Source organism: Paraburkholderia phytofirmans OLGA172 (genome assembly GCF_001634365.1).
Classification (GTDB): Bacteria; Pseudomonadota; Gammaproteobacteria; order Burkholderiales; family Burkholderiaceae; genus Paraburkholderia.
In genome coordinates this window covers 758911-776973 of the sequence record NZ_CP014579.1, presented here as the reverse complement: position 1 = coordinate 776973, position 18063 = coordinate 758911, and the positions used below count along the sequence as shown (strand labels likewise).

At 62.0% G+C, this 18063-nt stretch carries 18 protein-coding genes and 1 pseudogene; 11 read left to right on the top strand and 8 right to left on the bottom strand.

Annotated elements, in window-relative coordinates:
* Window positions 1-230 precede the first annotated feature (230 nt).
* The 3 genes from AYM40_RS23735 (at window position 231) to AYM40_RS23725 (ending at window position 3605) form a co-directional block, all read left to right on the top strand.
* Complete coding sequence (locus AYM40_RS23735) at window positions 231-2885, top strand: response regulator (RefSeq protein WP_063498672.1); 2655 nt, start codon at window positions 231-233, stop codon at window positions 2883-2885.
* Window positions 2886-3196: 311 nt separating this feature from the next.
* Window positions 3197-3361, top strand: a complete 165-nt coding sequence (locus AYM40_RS41975; protein WP_181448458.1) for a hypothetical protein — start codon at window positions 3197-3199, stop codon at window positions 3359-3361.
* A gap of 82 nt (window positions 3362-3443) precedes the next feature.
* Entirely contained in the window at window positions 3444-3605 is a 162-nt protein-coding gene (locus AYM40_RS23725) for a hypothetical protein (protein ID WP_236721065.1), read from the top strand.
* 206 nt (window positions 3606-3811) lie between these two features.
* On the opposite strand, the gene AYM40_RS42635 is transcribed toward AYM40_RS23725, so the two are convergent.
* Together AYM40_RS42635 and AYM40_RS42630 are read right to left on the bottom strand one after the other, a co-directional pair.
* Window positions 3812-4957, bottom strand: coding sequence for a glycosyltransferase family 9 protein (locus tag AYM40_RS42635; RefSeq protein WP_063500651.1), 1146 nt, complete (start codon window positions 4955-4957; stop codon window positions 3812-3814).
* Between the two features lie 255 nt (window positions 4958-5212).
* A pseudogene (locus AYM40_RS42630) lies at window positions 5213-6013 on the bottom strand (O-antigen ligase family protein); the annotation flags it as partial.
* Window positions 6014-6750: 737 nt separating this feature from the next.
* Here AYM40_RS42630 and AYM40_RS23715 point away from each other — a divergent pair.
* Window positions 6751-7497, top strand: coding sequence for a hypothetical protein (locus AYM40_RS23715; protein ID WP_063498669.1), 747 nt, complete (start codon window positions 6751-6753; stop codon window positions 7495-7497).
* A gap of 105 nt (window positions 7498-7602) precedes the next feature.
* On the opposite strand, the gene AYM40_RS23710 is transcribed toward AYM40_RS23715, so the two are convergent.
* Window positions 7603-9270, bottom strand: a complete 1668-nt coding sequence (locus AYM40_RS23710) for an alkaline phosphatase family protein (protein WP_063498668.1) — start codon at window positions 9268-9270, stop codon at window positions 7603-7605.
* 270 nt (window positions 9271-9540) lie between these two features.
* On the opposite strand from AYM40_RS23710, the gene AYM40_RS23705 reads away from it, so the two are divergent.
* Entirely contained in the window at window positions 9541-10164 is a 624-nt protein-coding gene (locus tag AYM40_RS23705; RefSeq protein WP_063498667.1) for an MlaC/ttg2D family ABC transporter substrate-binding protein, read from the top strand.
* A 115-nt stretch (window positions 10165-10279) separates the two neighbouring features.
* Entirely contained in the window at window positions 10280-10552 is a 273-nt protein-coding gene (locus AYM40_RS23700; RefSeq protein ID WP_063498666.1) for a hypothetical protein, read from the top strand.
* On the opposite strand, the gene AYM40_RS23695 is transcribed toward AYM40_RS23700, so the two are convergent.
* The 4 genes from AYM40_RS23695 to AYM40_RS23680 form a co-directional block, all read right to left on the bottom strand.
* The gene (locus AYM40_RS23695) at window positions 10491-11888 is read right to left on the bottom strand and encodes an ATP-binding protein (protein WP_063498665.1); all 1398 of its coding nucleotides are present in this window, start codon (window positions 11886-11888) and stop codon (window positions 10491-10493) included. The two genes, AYM40_RS23700 and AYM40_RS23695, sit on opposite strands and share 62 nt — an antisense overlap.
* Window positions 11885-12598 (bottom strand): response regulator, encoded by a 714-nt coding sequence (locus AYM40_RS23690; protein ID WP_063498664.1) that lies wholly within the window; start codon window positions 12596-12598, stop codon window positions 11885-11887. The genes AYM40_RS23695 and AYM40_RS23690 overlap by 4 nt, the downstream gene beginning before the upstream one ends.
* 16 nt (window positions 12599-12614) lie before the next feature.
* The gene (locus AYM40_RS23685; protein WP_063498663.1) at window positions 12615-12797 is read right to left on the bottom strand and encodes a hypothetical protein; all 183 of its coding nucleotides are present in this window, start codon (window positions 12795-12797) and stop codon (window positions 12615-12617) included.
* A gap of 124 nt (window positions 12798-12921) precedes the next feature.
* On the bottom strand, window positions 12922-13215 hold the full coding sequence (locus AYM40_RS23680; protein ID WP_063498662.1) for a hypothetical protein: 294 nt from the start codon (window positions 13213-13215) through the stop codon (window positions 12922-12924).
* 437 nt (window positions 13216-13652) lie between these two features.
* Here AYM40_RS23680 and AYM40_RS23675 point away from each other — a divergent pair, with 437 nt between their 5' ends.
* Window positions 13653-13985, top strand: coding sequence for a hypothetical protein (locus AYM40_RS23675; RefSeq protein WP_063498661.1), 333 nt, complete (start codon window positions 13653-13655; stop codon window positions 13983-13985).
* Window positions 13986-14279: 294 nt separating this feature from the next.
* Window positions 14280-14525, top strand: coding sequence for a hypothetical protein (locus AYM40_RS23670; protein ID WP_063498660.1), 246 nt, complete (start codon window positions 14280-14282; stop codon window positions 14523-14525).
* 143 nt (window positions 14526-14668) lie between these two features.
* On the opposite strand, the gene AYM40_RS23665 is transcribed toward AYM40_RS23670, so the two are convergent.
* Window positions 14669-15919 carry an arsenic transporter gene (locus AYM40_RS23665; RefSeq protein WP_063500650.1) on the bottom strand — a complete coding sequence of 417 codons (1251 nt, stop codon included), beginning with the start codon at window positions 15917-15919 and terminating at the stop codon, window positions 14669-14671.
* A gap of 254 nt (window positions 15920-16173) precedes the next feature.
* Between AYM40_RS23665 and AYM40_RS23660 the strand changes: the two genes are divergently transcribed.
* The 3 genes from AYM40_RS23660 (at window position 16174) to AYM40_RS23650 (ending at window position 18029) form a co-directional block, all read left to right on the top strand.
* Window positions 16174-16728 (top strand): cytochrome b, encoded by a 555-nt coding sequence (locus tag AYM40_RS23660; protein ID WP_063498659.1) that lies wholly within the window; start codon window positions 16174-16176, stop codon window positions 16726-16728.
* Window positions 16729-16835: 107 nt separating this feature from the next.
* Window positions 16836-17399: a YceI family protein gene (locus tag AYM40_RS23655; protein WP_063498658.1), complete on the top strand. Its 564-nt coding sequence runs from the start codon at window positions 16836-16838 to the stop codon at window positions 17397-17399.
* 48 nt (window positions 17400-17447) lie between these two features.
* Entirely contained in the window at window positions 17448-18029 is a 582-nt protein-coding gene (locus AYM40_RS23650; protein WP_063498657.1) for a YceI family protein, read from the top strand.
* The last annotated feature ends 34 nt before the right edge of the window (window positions 18030-18063 follow it).

Sequence of the window (18063 nt, the reverse complement as noted above, 5' to 3'; positions counted from 1 at the left end):
TGCCAACCCCTCATCGCGCATCCGTTCGGCAAAACCCGTAAAGCACCCTCGATCAGGTCACCGGCCAAGCGTTGTAGCCTACAATTATTGCAGCCGCGCGGCAGCTTAGCTTCGCGCCCCGCGGTGCACGGCAGAAGATTCATCCCGCCTCCTGCTGAGCATCCACGCGCGCCATGCGCGCCGGCAGAGTGGGAACACACTCATTGACGTGATCTCTGTGGAGCGCAGCAATGCCATTTCCGGCACAAGACCACGGCTGCCCCGGCTGGAACGGGGAAATGGCCCGGCGCATCAGCGAATTCGACTGGACCGCGACCAGCCTCGGCGCGATAGAAAACTGGCAGCGCAGTCTGACCGCCACCGTTCAAATGCTGCTCGCCTCGCCTGTGCCCCTCGTGCTGCTATGGGGCAAACCGGGCTACATGATCTACAACGACGCCTACGCGATATTCGCGGGCGGACGGCATCCGTATCTGCTCGGCTGCCCGGTCGAACACGGCTGGCCGGAGGTCGCCGATTTCAACCGTCACGTGATGACGACATGTCTTGCCGGGGGCACCCTGTCGTATCGCGACAAGGAACTGGTTCTGCTGCGCGACGGCAAGCCTGAAGACGTCTGGATGGACCTCTACTACAGCCCGGTCGCCGACGACAGCGGCGCACCCGCGGGCGTACTCGCGATGGTCGTCGAAACCACCACGCGCGTACTGACAGAACGCTGGCGGCAACATGCCGAGGCAGAACTGCGCGAGACCAACGAACGGCTGCAACTCGCGCTCAATACCGGCGCCGTGCTCGGCACATGGGTGCTCGACGTGCGCACCGGCATCGTCACCGGTGACGAACGTTTCGCGCGCACCTTTTCCTTTCCGCTGGAAGAGGCCGCGAAAGGACTCGAACGCAATGCCACGGCGCAAGTGATCCATCCGGACGACCAGCCGCTCAACGACCGCTTGACGGTCGAAGCGATGCGCACCGGCCAGCCGTTTCGCGCCGAGTACCGGATTCGCCGCCCCGATGGCGACTATATGTGGGTGCAGGCGAACGGCCAGTGCGAGTTCGACGACCATGGGGAGCCGACCCGCTTTCCCGGCGTGCTGATCGACATCCACGAACGCAAGATCGCCGAACAATCGCTACGCCAACTGACCGAAACGCTCGAACAACGCGTCGCCGACGAGGTCGCGGCACGGGCGCTAGCCGAAGAGCAGTTGCGCCAGGCCCAGAAGATGGAAGCGATCGGCAGCCTCACAGGCGGCGTCGCGCACGACTTCAACAATGTGCTGCAAGTGATCAACGGCAATCTGCAGATGCTCGCCGCCGATGCCAATGGCAGTCCGGCCACGCTGCGGCGCTTGTCCGCCGCGACCGATGCCGTCAAACGCGGCGCGAAACTGGCCGCGCATCTGCTCGCCTTCGCGCGCCGCCAGCCTCTCTCGCCTACCGTGTTGAACCCGCGCCGCCTGCTCGCCGGCATGAGCGAGATGCTGCACCGCGCGCTCGGCGAGACCGTCAAGATCGAAACGGTGTTGAGCAACGACCTTTGGCATGTGCAGGCCGATCGCAATCAACTCGAAAACGCACTGCTCAATCTCGCGATCAATGCGCGCGACGCAATGCAAGCGGATGGCACGCTCACTGTCCGCGCGGCGAACCGCGTGCTGGACCACGCGTTTTGCCGTGGCAAGCCGGAGCTCTCGCCCGGCGAGTACGTGGTGTTCTCGGTGACCGACACGGGCACCGGCATGAAGCCCGAAATCCTGGAGCACGTGTTTGAACCGTTCTTCACGACCAAGCCCGACGGCCATGGCACCGGTCTGGGCTTGAGCATGGTGTTCGGCTTCGTCAAGCAGAGCGGCGGCCATACGGTGATCGACAGCGAAGTGGGACGCGGCACCACCGTCTCGCTGTTTTTCCCGCGTTGCTGCGAGCCGGAAACAGCCGAAACCGTCGATCAGACCGCGGCGCCGGTGGGCGGCGGCGAAACAATTCTGGTGGTCGAAGACGATGCGGATGTGCGCCTGACCGCCGTCGAAATGCTCGCGCAACTCGGCTATAAAGTGCTGACCGCATCCAGCGGCGACGCGGCGCTCGAATTCATCGATAGCGACGTGCCAATTGATCTGCTGTTTACCGATGTCGTGATGCCCGGCCAGGTGAAAAGCGTGGAACTGGCGCAGCGTGCGGCGGCGCGCTCGCCCACCGTGCCGACCCTCTTCACCTCCGGCTATACGCGCGACGAGATCGTCCATCACGGCAAGCTCGATGCCGGCATCACACTGCTCTCCAAGCCATACCGGCGCGACGATCTCGCGCGCAAGGTGCGCAGCGTATTGCGCGCTGGAATCGCCAGCGTGAACGATGGGCAGATCGCCGCTTGCGTGCCGCGCTCGGTCTACGATCCGGCCAGCGCATCCGAAGCTTCCGGTCCGCGCGAAGGCCTGACTGAGCCGTCCTCTTCGGGTGAAACGTTGCTCGCCAACGCCCCGGCAAGTGCGCTGGCGGATTCCCTGGCCAGTCCGCTGTCACGCCAACCCGGCACGCCGGCTCGCGTGCTGCTGGTCGAAGACGACGCCGATTCGCGCGACGCACTCAGCGACCTGCTCGGCACGCTGGGGCTCGACTGCACCGCGGTCGCGAGCGCCGAAGAAGCGCTGCGGCTCGTGCCCGCGCAACGTTTCGACGTCCTGTTTACGGACCTGATCTTGCCCGGCATGTCCGGCGACAACCTGGCGCGCGCGGTGCTAGGTCAGCAGCCGGACATCCGCGTGTTACTGGTGTCGGGCTACGGCGAGAGCGCCGAGATCGGCGACACCATCCCAGGCGCACGGCTGCTCGGCAAGCCGCTCGATATCTCGCAGCTGCGGCGCGAACTCTCGGAATGAACTGAAACCGAAAGTGCCAGCGAACGGCACAACTGATCGCCACCGTCAGAAAGCGATGACCGTGGCCGATGCAATCGCGGATAACTTCGCGGCCAATCTTCCGACGATTTGTATTTCATCGCATTCGGCATGCGGATGGAACCTCGCAGCATCCGGCTACCGTCTCTATTGTTGTTGTTTTGAAAACGGTGAATTCATCGTGGCTGCGTTGATGTCCAGCGCATAGTGCTTAGAATGCATTGCGTGGACAAACCGTTCACACGCATCAGAGTGCTAACTGAATCGCATGATTCAACGATGTGGAGCAGCAGATGGACATCCTTGATCTGGCTCGGAAATCGGGAATGACGATGGTTCTTGACGCGAAGATTGGACGTCAGGAGTACCGCACAGTGCACGGCTCCGTCGTGGCGCTTGAGCGCTTCGCCGAGCTTCTCGCCGCGTTGACGCGCGACGAACTGGTGGAGCAGGATTGATGCGTGTTGACAGCACTCTCAAACAGGAAGCTCAATGAAATACGACTCATCAAGCTCGATAAACATCGGCCGCGGCGAGCGCATGAACGATAAGCATGACGAAGGTTCGCGATCCGAAGAGGCCGCACAGGCGGTCGGAAAAAAACGCGAGGCGGCCAGGAACTGGGCGTGGGCGCACAGCAGTGAGTCGTACGACTGGATGGATTCGCATAGTCTCGCCAGCACCTGGGACTCGATTCATTGAACGAGTTACCAGGACGCAACGATTTTCGCGCGACCGCAGCGCCCCTGCATTGCGTGACGTTCGCCGAAACTGTTGTACCGAAGAGCCAGGGCACGGTATGTACATGATCGTGTTTGCCCTGGCGACGTGCAAGCGCGGACTGCCTAACTGGCGGCGTTCATTGCGCAAGGTGTGACCTGCCGAACGCCGACGCCCACGTGGCGTATCTATCGGCTGATGTCGACGATCTGAATCTGTGTCGGCGCGGGTATACCAAGCAGTTGCGCAGCGACAGCAACCACGCGGCTTGCCCGCAGGCCGGTCAGGCAATCGCTTGTGCTTTCCGTATGGCCGCCGCACCCTTCCTGCCGGCACGGAACGCACTCGCCCTCCCCCTGCAACAGGTATACGTTGCCGCGCAGGCCTGAGCCGCGTCGAGCCCATGGTTGTTCACCCACCGGCCAGTTGCATGGCCACGGCCCCCACCGAACTGGGTCCGTCGGGCCGAACAGCGCGATCGTCAACGTGCCGCATGCGGCAGCAACATGTGTGGTCCCCGTATCGGGGCCAATGAAGAGATTCGCACGCCGGATCATTTCCGCCGTTTCGCCGAACGTCAGCTCACCGACAAGGTTCAGGACCAGCTCGCCAGCCGCCGCGACCACCTGCCCGGCATATTCGCGCTCGGCCTGCGCCGGTCCTCCGCTCAGCGCGACGGCAAAGCCCTGCGCACGCAGCCAGCGGATCGTTGCGGCCCAGTCGTCGACGGTCCATTGTTTATACCTGTACATGGGGCACACGTGCAGCACGACCATTGGCTGCCCCGGCATCGCGCCGGGAGGCGCATTGAAGCGCGCCTCGAACCGGGCTCTGCGCTCGGGATCGAGACGGATGCCCGGTGCGACCACCTCCCCGCGCGGCGTCACGCCCACCAGCGGCGCGAGTTCGAGGGTGCTCGACACCACGTGTGCCTGCAGTTGCCGGTCGAGCGCGATACGGTGAAGCATGGCGCGGGCGAACCACGTCACACGATCGGCATTGACGAGCCCGATCCGCTTGCGGCCGGCAAACCACGTATAAAAGAGTGCGCGATCGGAGTCGATGGCTGCGCAGGCGAGATCGTAACGCCGCCAGATCCGCGCAGCGTCGGCAATTCGCTCACGCAGCGGGGCGCGCCGGGCGCAAGTAATGACTCGGCGCAGGTCCGGATTGTGCTCAAGTACCCCCTCCGTGCCGCGAAACACGATCATATCGATCTCGGCCTCGGGCCATTGCGTCTTCATCGACCGGATAAGCGGCGTCACCAGCAACACATCGCCTATGCGACGCGGGCAGGCCACGAGAATCGTTCGCGGAGGCCGTTTCAGCTTCAGCGGACTTGAGTTGTCCGCTTCGCCGATTTCGCGCTTTCGCGCCTCGATCCACGCAGCCAGTGTTGCGACACTCAGCGCGAAAAAGGCTGCGCTCATCACGAGCGTCAACGCGTCGATCGTCAATCCGAAGATGATCATACTGCCAACCAGGGCGAGTCCCAGATACGATGCGGTAGCGATTTCGCCGTCCGCACTAAGCCGGTTCCGCCAGAACGGCGTGAAGGTCCCGACGTACAGAAGCAGCAGTGCGGCCACACCGACAGTTCCCATTTGGGAAAGCGTCGAGAAGAAGTCGCTATGTGCGCCCGCGTTGACGATCGCTCGCGGCGCCTCGGCACGCTGGGCGAGCGCGTTCAGCGCTTCCTCCAGACGGCCGCGCCCCACGCCAAACGCCGGATGCCGCGAGTACAGGAGCGCGGACGCGCGCCACAATTCAAGGCGCAGGCCAACTGAAGTATCGATGTCGCCTTGCTGTATCCCCTTGACGTCGGACACGATCGCGTCGACCCGCTGACGGACAATGCTGGTCGACGCGAGTGCCACGGAAAACGCCACGATCGCGCAGCCCAATGCAATGCGTGCCCACCTGCCGGCTAGCCAGTGCCGGCCGCCGACGGATGCCCATACGAGCAACGGCACCGCAATCCAGCCGCCGCGCGAGCCCGATAAATATGATGCGTATCCGCCGAGCAGAAACGCCGCAATCTTGATCGCCACCTCAGCTGCGTGCGCACGCCTGCCTCGCGTAATCGACACAATCGACAGGAAGCCGAGCAGCAATGCCGTGTCGCCGAAAGGGATCGGGTTGGTAAACGAATTGCCGAGGCGATCGGGAAAGACCCAGACGGCTGGATGAAAGTGCGCGTAAATGGCCCAGGTGCCGGCGCCCAGCGCGCCCGCCACAAATCCCCATTGCACAAGGCGGAGTTGCCGGAACGCCAGCGACCCCAGATAGAAAAAACTCGGGACGACGAGAGCCAGCCGCAGGAATGGATCGAGCGCTGGGAACGTGCCGCTTCGCAAAACTGCTATCTGGAACAGCACGACGGCCGGCATGCCGATCAGACCCAGGACGAAAAGCCGGTGCTCGCGAAACAGCGCCGCCGCGCGACGCCGATGCTCGGCTTGGCCAAGATAGGCTAGAGCAAGCGCGAAAATAACGAAAAAGCAATAGCCAGTGCCCCCTCTAATTGACAGCATTAGAGCTGGCGACAACACGACAGCTACGGTGGCGACACGGCCTGATAGTTGGTTGGTACGCATGACAACGGGTCGTAAGTTTAGCGAGAAGCGGCAGCCCGGGACAATTGTGCCATGCAAAGCGGCTACGCCCCACGTCCGGAGGCAATCACGGTACCGATTAATGTTGAATCTGTAAGCCGCACACGTGGCAGCAGGCCTCTCTCAGGAGAGCCTTGCCGATGAATGACAGCGGTACGCTCAAGCCGGGCGGGAGCGCGGGTGATGAAAGAGTATTCCGGATCGCGTCGAGCTGGGCCGGCGAGGTTGAGTCCTGCTTTTGACCTGGCCCTGCGGCGGCGATGGATGCGGTTTTTTGATCTCGTTACCGGCGGCATCGCCACGTTGCCTTTGCCGTCGGTGTAGTACAGCGCATCGGCTGATTCGCAGAACGCTGAAACGACCGATCGCGAATAACCGCAGTGGCGGATAACGCGGTGAATGTCATTGATGCGACAAACGATTCCGGGCATAAGGCGCTAAAATTTAAAATAGCGCCAGTCCCTTTGCGTGGGGCGGCTCGCCTTCTCCCCTTCTATCAACGGCAGGCGGCCATGAACACTCACGATGCGCGTTTCGTTCGTCCGGTGCTGGCCGCATTTTGCGGGGCTTCGCTCGCAACACTCGTCGCGTGCAGCGGAAGCAGCTGCTTCGGCCTCGACGGCTGTGGCAGCGGAGACGGGATGCCAAACGTCGCCCTATCCGGCACGGCCGCCATCGGCAAGGCGCTCGCAAGCGCGATGGTTAGCTTCAGTTGTGCGTCGGGTTCGGGCTCCACCCTGACAGACGGTGGTGGACACTACAGCATTACGTTCAACGCCACGCTTCCCTGCATCCTCACCGTGACCTCCGGCGGCACGACCCTGCATTCGCTGGCATTTGTCGACGGCACGTCCAATACGACGCCCGAGACCGAACTGATGCTCGTCTACCTCGCTGCGCAACTTGGCACGAGCGAGACCAGTCTGATTGCGGGCTTCCCGAGCAACTCACAGTTCCAGCGGGCGCTGGCAAATCAAACCGATGTACTGGCTGCGCAATCGGCAGTCGTCACGAATCTGCAGCAGCGTTATGCAGTCACGCTGACAGCTCCGGCGTTTCTGACGACGCCGTTTATCGTCGGGCAAGCAGGGGTCGACAGCGATCTCGGCGCGCTGGCGACAGCAGGCGCCATCGACGTCAATGGCATGCCCGATCCGGTTGCCGTCGCGCTGCTGTCCGCGGCGGGTCTCGCCCATCCGCTCACAACGACGTCCACACCTGCAGCCGGCACTGGCAGCGCCGCCAGCAGCATGATGTGAACCGAGGCAGTTTGAAGCTGGCGTCGTCAGGTAGTGGCCGGCCATGAAGAGACAGTTGCGCCGGCAGCCTGAAGCTAAAAGTGACTGCCGGCGCTTTCACTGCCGTTACTCCGAATCGTCGCCCCCATTGGCCTCGAGGCCCGGAAGGCTATGGGTGCCTTCACGCTGAACGGCCACGAGCTTGTGTGGGTCGAGGCCGAGCGCTTTCAAAATGGTCGGCGCCACTTGCATGTTCGTCACAGGCGTATCGACCTCCTTCTTTTCCAGCTTCGGATTGGAGACCACCAGCAGCGTGTTCGTATCGTCATCCGAAAGGCCGCCGTGCTCGGCGAGCTTTGCCGCGCTCCCGCTGTAAATCGTCCCATGGATCGGCTGGATGATGATGTCGGGAACACGGCCCTCCGCAGGATTGCCCCAGATCGACTTCAAGGTTGCGCCGTCATAGAGTGTCTGGATGCGGGTGGAATTGACGCTCCCCTGGTCAGCGCTGAGGATCGATACTGCCTGATCCCTATCGCCGTGGTTTTTGAGCCATAAGAGCGACACGTCGTCGGCCGTTTCCTGGGCGACCGCTACGCCGCCATTGGTGAGCAGGGTGGCGGGGTCGCTCACGTCGGCGGTCGCATAAGCGTTTTTCGAACCACTAAGCATGTGAAGCTTCGTGACGTCGATCGGCGACTGGCCATGCTTGGCGCCGACGATGAACAGTGTCGATTGCAGCAGATGGGCCGCTTTGAGTGCATCGTACATCTGACCCAGCGAGGCATCGACAAAGTCCAGCGATTGCTCCAACGGCACTGTCGGGGTCGCGGCTGCGTCAAGATAGCCACCACGGGTCGTGGTGGTGCCTTCCATGGCCGCCGTGACCTTCTGTCCGACGCTGACCGCCTGAAAGTTCATGCCGAAGATCGCCGGCACACCGACCTGCTTCGTCCCGGTCTGATCCAGTCCGTGGATCCAGTTCAGGACGACCTTGACCTTGAAGCCGTCGTACGTCCGGGTATAGGTCGGGTCGGCGGTCCAATCCGCAGTCGCAGGCGCGTTCGGATAGCCATTCGCTTGTAGGGAGGTCGAGTTGATCTCGGGGGCGTAGAGTTCGTCTAGTCCCAACCCCGACGGCCCGTTGAGGATCTCGTAGGCCGGGTGCTTATCCGACCATGCGGTGCGCAAACCGGCCTCATGGATGATCTCGAAGATCGTGTTCGTATGGTGCTTCATGTATAGATGCGGCCAGACCTGCTCGCAGCCGCTGGCGGTCTTGCGCAGCGCGAGGTTCGCGGGATTGATGTGAGGATTGCGTGGATCGAACGTTGCGCCGGGTGGCGGCGATCCGCCGTCCAACTTGGTGAGATCCCAATCGAGTGCTTCGAAGTTGCTTACTTCCGTGCCGGGCGTGCCGGTGCAATTACTGCCCGGGGGATACAGGGTAGCGTCATAGGTATCGTCATAGAATACGCCGTGGCTAAGGGGGCTGCCGCCGGTTGCAAAGGCCAGAAGCCCTGGAAACGAGTCCGAGGGCCTGGAGGTCGAAGCATGTGTGTACTCGACACCATGTTTGACGAGCTTCGCGAAGGTCGATCCCGGGTGTGTCCTGACGTAATTGACCAGATCGGCCTCATGCATCCCGTCCACACTGATCAGCAAGATATGTGTGTACTGCTGGTTGTGGTGATCGCCATCATGATCCTGCGCTGTCGCGCCCATGCTCGCGAACGCCAGCACGCTCGCGCTGAATATTGCACCGACTCCAACCCACTTCCTGATCTTGTCCATTCTTCGCCTCGTATGTTGATTGGGAACGACCGTGCCCTACGAAAGGTAAGGATTGGTATGGGAAAGTCCTGTGAAGGGTTGCTTTCGGTTGTCTTCCGACGGGGACCGGAAGGCTCAAGGGGCGTGCGTTTGAGAGATTGTAAAAATTTGTATCAGCGGCCCGGCCAGCTTCCGACTCTCAACAGTGACGAGTGCCGGCGCGACATGTTTGGCGTAGATAGACGATACTTGCGTAGCAGCACGCCAATGCACCCAGCCAGGATTCTCGACATGAAGACTCTTTTTCTAGTGACTTTTTGCGCAGCCTTGCTCTCGTTTGGCGGTGCGGCGTACGCGGAAATCGACCAATCGGAGCCGCAGGTTCTGATCAAGACCGCGACGCAGCAGATCCTCGACGAGGTGCGCACCCGCGCGATCGAGCCGGACGATATTCCCCGCATCATGGATATCGTGAACCGCGACATCATTCCTTACACCGATTTTCGCCGCACCACGTCGCTCACGATGGGCCGCTACTGGCGCACGGCAACGCCGGCGCAGCAGCAGCAAATGGTCGAACAGTTCAAGATGCTCCTGATCCACACCTATTCGGGCGCTATCGGCCAGCTCCGTCCTGATCAACGGATCGAGTACCCGCCGATACACTTCGCTCCAACCGATACGGACGTGGTGGTGCGCACGATTGCAACCAGGAACGGCGAACCAGCAGAAATCGACTACCGGTTGTACCGCACGCCGCAGGGCTGGCGCTTGTATGACCTGAACGTGCTCGGCGTCTGGCTGATCCAGACATATCGGCAGCAGTTCAGCGACAAGATCCAGGAAAGCGGTGTGGACGGTCTGATCCGGTTTCTCGCTGAGCGCAACGAGCAGCTCGCTTCGGGCAAGCAGTAACTGACCGTTGGGTAAGATGGCGATGCGGCTTATATTGATGTTAGGGCTGTGCCTGCCTCAACGCGGCTACCGGCTCAGCGCACTTGCCGCCCTTCTTCCAGTCACGAGAACCATCATGCCCGCCCAACACGACGAAGTCCCCACTGCCAGCGCCACGCCGGGCAAGGCGAAACGCAAGGATCTGTCCATTGTGTCGCGCAATCTTCTGATGGTCGCGGTCGGCGTCGCGGTCTTCGCGATCGTTGCGACGGTCGTGCTCTACGGTCCGATCACTTACGGCGACGAGATTCCCAACTTCGGCATCATTCTCATGCTAACCGTGCCGGTTATCGCGGGCGTGGCCTTCCGGGTGGGGCTGGACGCGTGGCTGGATAGGCCCTTGGAATGAGCGGCAACACCACCCACACCTCCAGGCCGCCGCCCTCGCGCGCATGAAACTGCAGGCTGCCGCCGTGCAGCCGCGCAATCCGCTCGACAATCGCAAGCCCAAGCCCAGTACCGCCGCTATGCGCGCGAGCATTGCGGCCACGCTGAAACGGCGCTTTGAGCTGCTCCAATTCCTCTGCGGAAAGCCCTTTGCCGCGATCGCCGACTGCGACATACGCGGCTTCGCCCGTGGCCCAACTCCGCACGGCGAGCCCGGTGCCGCCATATACGATCGCGTTCTGCATGAGGTTCATCAGGAGCCGCAGCATGCTGATCGGCCGATACGCAATCGCGGGCAAAACCGCGAGCGACAGCGCGAACTCGTGCCCCAGCCCTGCGAAATCGCCGGCGAGCCGTTCGATCAGCGCATTGAGATCGCCGGGTTCGGCCGCTTCGCGCTCGCCGCTGCCCGCGTAATCCATGAACTGCTGCAAGATCGTTTCGATCTGGTCCAGATAGGACTCGGCGGCGACCACAAAGCTGCTGTCGCTGCCGTCCGGCATCGCCATGGCCATCGAGAGCCGCAGTTTGGTGAGCGGCGTACGGATGTCGTGCGAGATGCCTGCCAGCATCAGTGCGCGCGTCGCTTCGGCTTGTTGCAGCGCATGCGTCATCTGATTGAATGCGCTGCTTACCGCGGCGATCTCGGTCGGCCCGTCGGTCGGCAGCGGCGCGGGCGTCTCGCCGGCACTCACGCGGCGCGCCGCCCGCGTCAACTGCTGGAGCGGCTCGTTAAGGTGGCGCTGGATTACGTAGCCGGTCAGCGCCGCCAGTGCGCCCAAACCGAGCGACAGCAGGATCGCGGCGTCGAGTCCGGCGCCTTGCGCGTCATCAGGAATCGGCAGCGCGATCCAGTACGGCGTGTGCGGCGCATCGGCCGGCGCATGCATGCGAATCCACAAGCGTTGACCACCCTCGGACTGCCAGAGCGCGGGCATGTCGGCAGGCAGATGCTCGCGCAAGCTGTCGAGAAACACGTTGCGCTGATACGTGCGATAGGCGCGCAGAAGACTGGGCGGCGGCTCAACGGCGGCTTCGGCGGGTCGTTGCGCGCGAGCGTCGAGGCGTGCGGTCAATTTGGCGCGCGCGTCCGGCGGCGTAGCCTGAAGCAGGTTATCGAGCGTCGTCACGTAGGTGGCGAACACCGCGGCCGCCCGTTCGACGCGAGGCCGCTGCACATAGTGCAGCAACACGCCGAGCGCACACACCTGGCTCAGCATGACCAGCACGATGAGCAAGACGATATTGCGCGCCAACAGCGTTTTCGGCAGCGCCCTTTGCAGCCACGCGCGCGTCACGAGTCGACGTCCGCGACCAGCATGTAGCCGACGCCCCACACGGTCTTGATGAAGCGCGGCTTCGACGGATCGTCCTCGACGATCTGCCTGAGCCGCAGCACCTGCACGTCGATGCTGCGATCGAGCGCATCGTGCTCGCGCCCACGAGCGCGTGCCAGCAGGTTGTCACGGCTCACAGGCCGGTTTGGCGAAGAAGCCAGCGCGACCAGCAGCAGCATCTGCGCCGAGTGAAGCTCCAGCAACTCTCCAGCACGCGACAATTGCTGCTTGCCGACGTCGAGACTGAAATCGCCGAAGCGCACGTTCTGCGAGGTGACGGTGACGTCGCCCGAGGCGATCTTCTGGCGGCGCAGCAGCGCATTGATCCGCGCTACCAGTTCGCGCGGGAGAAACGGTTTGGCGAGATAGTCGTCGGCGCCGGTTTCGAGGCCGACCACCTTGTCGAGCGGATCGCCCTTGGCGGTCAGCATCAGGATCGGTAACGTCTGCCCTTGCTCGCGCAAACGGGCGCAGATGGCGAGGCCGTCTTCTTCGCCGATCATCAGATCGAGCACCAGCAGATCGAACGGCTCGCGCTCCAGATAACGGTCGAGCCGCTTGCCGTCCTCCGCGACCCGCACGTCGAAGCCGTGGCTGCGCAGGAAACGCTGCAGCATGTTGCGCAGTTCGGCTTCGTCGTCTAGCACGATGATTTTGGCGGGGCGATCCATATGAAAGCTCCTCGGTTTAAGCGTCGGGCGGCGTATGACGCGCCGCGTGCCGTTCGGCCTGGGGATGCAATAGCACATAGAACGACGGGATGAACAGCACGAGGCCAATCTGCGGGTACAGATTATTGGCCGCACCGAGCGCGGCAAACGTACCGGCTGTACCGGGCAAGGCCCGCGGCACGGCGAGCACCACCGCCACCGGCAGCAGCCAGCTTGGGTATTAGGTGGCCAGCACGCTCAGCACCGGATCGTTGAACGCGGTCCACCAGGCCGCTTGAGTTGGGGCGTCAAAGGTCCTACGATCCCGCCGATGCTCGCGCGGCTCAGTGCGCTGCCCCGCGTTCCTGCATGAATGCCGCGATCTGCGGCAAGGTGATGTAGCCCGCTTTCTGCGTGTCGATCTCATCGAAATGCTTGGCGACCATCGGCATGCCCGCGGCGGCTTGCTCTTTAGTGAGCTTGCCGTCGTGCGTGGTGTTGGCATTCGCAAAGCGCGTTTGCAGCTGCTGCGCCATGCGCTCCATGCGCTGGGGATTGGCGCCCTGCGGTGCGGCCGTTTGGGCGAACGTGACGGTGGATGCGCAGCACAGCAGCACAACGGCGAGAAATTTTTTCATGACTGACTCCTTCGATTGAGCCATCGTGCGTCGCCTGCAAACCGCCGCGATCCGTTCGATGACAGGCCGAATTCTTGAGGAAGCACCGGCGCAAGGCAATTTCAGAATCATGTCGCCGTATGTCATGGTTTTCGTAGCGCCGGCGCGGCAGGCGTGTGCGCCGGCGCCGCAACACAACATGCGCTTCATACACCTGCACGCTTATCTCCTGCCCCACTTTCGCGCGACATTGAATGAAATAAGTTCGCGCTGCCGTTTCGAACGCGGTTTGCGTATCTTTCGTCTGCCGGCGCAACAAGTAGCTCAAGCAGCTCAAGCAGCTCAAGCGACTCAAACGCCTCAACGGTTCGGGCGGACTCTCAAGCAATCCGAACCAGCCGCATTGCCTCTTCACCGGAAGACGCGCCGCGCCGTTCAAAACGTCTCAGGAGCATCAAGTGAGTATTCGCCTCGTCTGCGCCTCTACCTTCACCGCCATCGGTCTCGCCTGGTCGTCGACGGCGTTCGCCCGGGTGGTCGTCTATATGCCCGCTGCCGTGGTCTACGCGCCGCCGCCACGCCCCGTCTATTACTACGCGCCGGTCAGGCCGGTCTATGTGGTGGCGCCCCCGCCGGCTCCCGTTGCTGTCGCGGTTGGCACGCCCGTGCCGCTGCCGACAAAACCCGTTACCGCGTACACGACGGTCGTGGTGCCCGCGCCGACCAGCTACGCGATCGTGCCCGCTCCTGCCGTCAGCTACGCGCAGCCCGTCATGGCGGTGCCGCGTTAAATGTTAAATGTGACGAATGCAAGTCCCGACAGGCCATCCCCGTGCCGCGCGATAACACCTTGTTCCGCCTGCGCAGCGCACTGAATTGCGCAATGAACTGGACCATCGGCGCGCTGGTGTCGAAGGGGCATTTGAAATCTGGATGCCGACTCACCCTCGCGGAGTGCGGGCACGGCACTTGCTGGAACCTTCACCAACGCCAGGCGCATCCATTGGTTAGACATATCTGTCCAACTGGTGGCATCCCGCCTGCATGGTTCATCGTCCACATCCACTTCATTTTCGGGAATTTAGATGAGCTATCAAGATATAGACAAAGAGATTGCCCATCTCGAACACATATTCAAGCTGATCTCCGCCAACGATCGCATTCCGCTGTCGTATTGGCGCAATCGGCTGGGCACGCTTCCTAAAACATCGCTGATGCCGATCCAGCGCGCACGCCTCGCGCGGCTTGATGCCGCGCTGCGCTCACTCGAGCAGTCCGCGCAAACGCCGGCCGCCATGCCGCGCATGCGTTCGACGGGCACCTGGCCATGACGCTGGCGGTGACGGTGACGGTGACGGCGAAGAGCGAAGACGTGATTGACCGCCAGCGCACCACCGGCGATCGACGGCAATCGCTGAACGGGCGCGGATAACACGCGGCGTCAAGGCAGCCGCCGCGTGTTGCGCCCGATTCATCAGAAAATCAGGATTCGCGCGGCAAGCGCCAGCGTGAGGGCCGGCAGCATCACCACTCCGCCTACTTTCAAAAATTTCATGAAACTCACGTCTTCGCCTTCACGGCGAATTGCGTTGAGCCAGAGGATCGTTGCGAGCGAGCCGGTGATCGACAGGTTCGGCCCCAGATCGACGCCAATCAGAAACGCATCGATCACGCGCTCCGGACTATGCGCCTGCGTCACGGTCGAACTCGCGATCAGACCCGCCGGCAGGTTATTCATCAGATTGCTGCCGATCGCGATGATGCTGCCCGCCCAGCCGGCCGTCGCGAGTTCGCTGCGTTGTGTCGCGTCTTGCAGCAGATTGACGAATGTCCTGATGACGCCGGTGTGATCGAGCATTTCGACCAGCACGAACAAGGCCGCGACCAACGGCAGCACGCTCCATGATATTTCCTGGATCATCGGCAACGGCGATTTGCGCTCCTGAATCAGCACGACCGCGGCGGTCAGCGTGCCGAGTATCGCGGTGGGCAGGCCAAGCGGGACATCGAAGGCGGAAACCGTCAGCAACACAACGGCCGTCACCGCGATACCCGCAAGCGCAACGCGCCCGCTCGACGACAACTCGAGCGGCTCAAGATCGGCCTCGCAGGTGCCGGCGATCGCCTCGCGCTGGGTCCACCGCAACAGCACATAGGTCGCAGCGATCGACAGCAGCGAAGGCAGCGTGAAGCGCATCAGCCAGGCGCCGAGCGCGGGCGTGTGATTGCCGTACAGCACGATGTTGGCCGGGTTCGAGATCGGCAGCACGAAGCTCGCAGCGTTCGCAATGAACGCGCAGACGAAGAGCAAGGGCAGTGGATGGGTCTTCGCTTTTTTAGCGGCGGCACATACGGCCGGCGTGAGAACGACCGCGGTGGCGTCATTGGAAAGGAAGGCGGTGATGACCACGCCGACCAGATAGACCAGCAGAAAGAGCCTCCTCGGAGAACCTTTGGCGTGGTTGACCGCGAATACAGCGACCCAGTCGAACAGACCCTCGCGACGCCCGACTTCCGAGAGCAGCATCATGCCGCACAGGAAGAGGTAGACGTCCGTGCCTTTGCCGACTGCCTCGATTGCCAGATCGACGGGAAGCAGCTTCAACGACACAAGTAATAACGCGCCGGCGACGGCCCACACCGCCTCGGGCCATTTGAACGGACGGGTGATGACGCCGGCCGTGGCGGCCATGGCGATACCCCAAGACAGGAAGACGGAATTCACCAAGCAGGTCCCTGGATTCTGATTGCGCGCAAGCGCGGTAGTGAAGTTTGCAGCATAACCCATGACCGAAATGCCGCCGGGGAGTGGGGCGCCTCGTGTGCCATCCCACGTTCACTCCATCCACATTAACGTCACTGCTAGAACAATCTGTTCTCTTCTCCCCGGCTAGTCGGCTCCTATTGACATCTCTACTATCCGCATTCACACGCGACACACCGCACGCGGCAAGCACCACGAATAGCGAGCATGAACCCATGAAACCCCGTCCTTCAGATATCGAGCATTACAGCGGCCCGGCCGTCGCCCTGCACTGGCTCATCGCGTTACTGATCATCTGCGGGTTTTATATCGGCTGGATCATGACCGATATCCATGGCTTCACGCCGACCAAGCTGAAGTACTTCTCGTGGCACAAGTGGATCGGCGTGACCGTCTTCGTGCTGGCCGTGGCACGCGTGCTGTGGCGCGCCACTCACCGCGCGCCGGCGCTCGATAGCGCTACGCCCACGTGGCAGAAGGCTGCCGCCCATCTCGTGCATGGCGCGCTCTATGTTCTGATGCTGGCGATTCCGCTGTCCGGCTACTTCTATAGCTCGGCCTCGGGCATTCAGGTGGTGTACCTCGGCATCGTGCCGCTGCCCACCCTCATCGGCCCTGACCAGGCGCTCAAGGCAGGCTTGCGCACGGTCCACGTGCTGCTCAATTACACGTTGCTGGCACTCGTGGCCATGCACGTACTCGCGGCGCTCAAGCATCAATTCGTCGACCGCGACGGATTACTCGCACGGATGATTCCGTTCCTCAAATAACATACGAATGACCGGCGAGTAGCCGGCAATTAGCTACAGCCTGTTGGCAATCTAATTCCCATCGGCGTGCAATTTGCGCGCCTGGATTCGATAGGATGCGTACCACTATGAAATCAAATTTTTATCACGCCGTTCTGGCCGGCGTCGCCGCCGTCTCTTTCTTCGGTGCAGGCCTCGCGCACGCCGATGTCGACACGGGCAAAAGCAGCGTTATTGCAACGACGAAGCAGATGAATGTGCCGGTGGACGGCAAATTCAAGAAGTTTTCGGCGCAGCTGAATTTCGATCCGGCCAAGCCGGCCGCCGGCAACGCCAATGTGTCGATCGACACCGGCAGCTACGACCTCGGTGCGGACGACTACAACAAGCAGGCCCAGGGCAAGGAATGGTTCGATAGCGCGGCCTATCCGGCCGCGACGTTCGTCTCGAGCGCGATCGCGCCGGCGGGCGGCAACCAGTACAAGGTCACCGGCAAGCTCACCATCAAAGGTAAATCGCAGATCGTCGTCGTGCCGGTCACCATCGCCAGCCAGGGCAACACGCAAACCTTCGACGGCGCATTGCCGATCAAACGTTCGCAGTTCGATGTCGGTACGGGCGAATGGAAAGACACGTCGGTTGTCGCCGACGAAGTCGTCATCAAATTTCACATTGTCGCTTCGAAGAAATAACTGGGCACAGCGAAGCATCGCATCCCTTTCTGAAACCTGGAGAATCACTTGAAAAAGCAACTTTTGCTCGCCGCAGGCGCGCTGACCGCAGCCATGTCGTTCAACGCAATGGCCGCCGTCGATACGTATCAACTTGACCCGATGCACACCTACCCGAGCTTCGAAACCGACCACTTCGGCGGACTGTCGATCTGGCGCGGCAAGTTCAACAAGAACAGCGGCACCGTGGTGCTGGATCGCGCGGCGAAGACCGGCACGGCGGACGTGACGATCGATCTGAGCTCGGTGGATATCGGTAACGACAAGCTCGACGCGGAACTGGTCAGCGACAAGTTCTTCGACGTCGCCAAGTACCCGACCGCCACCTACAAGGGCACGCAGATCCGCTTCGACGGCGACAAGCCCGTGGAAGTGATTGGCACGCTGACCTTGCATGGCGTGACCAAGCCGGTCAACCTGAAGATCGTATCGTTCAATTGCGTCATGAACCCGATGATCAAGCGTGAAGTGTGCGGCACCGAATCGACCGCAACGTTCAATCGCGACGATTTCGGCATCGATTTCGGCAAGACCTATGGCTTCAAGATGCAGACCACGCTGCATATTCAGACGGAAGGCATCAAGCAGTAATAGCCAGCTGCCTGCCGCAGCCTGCTTCAGGCGT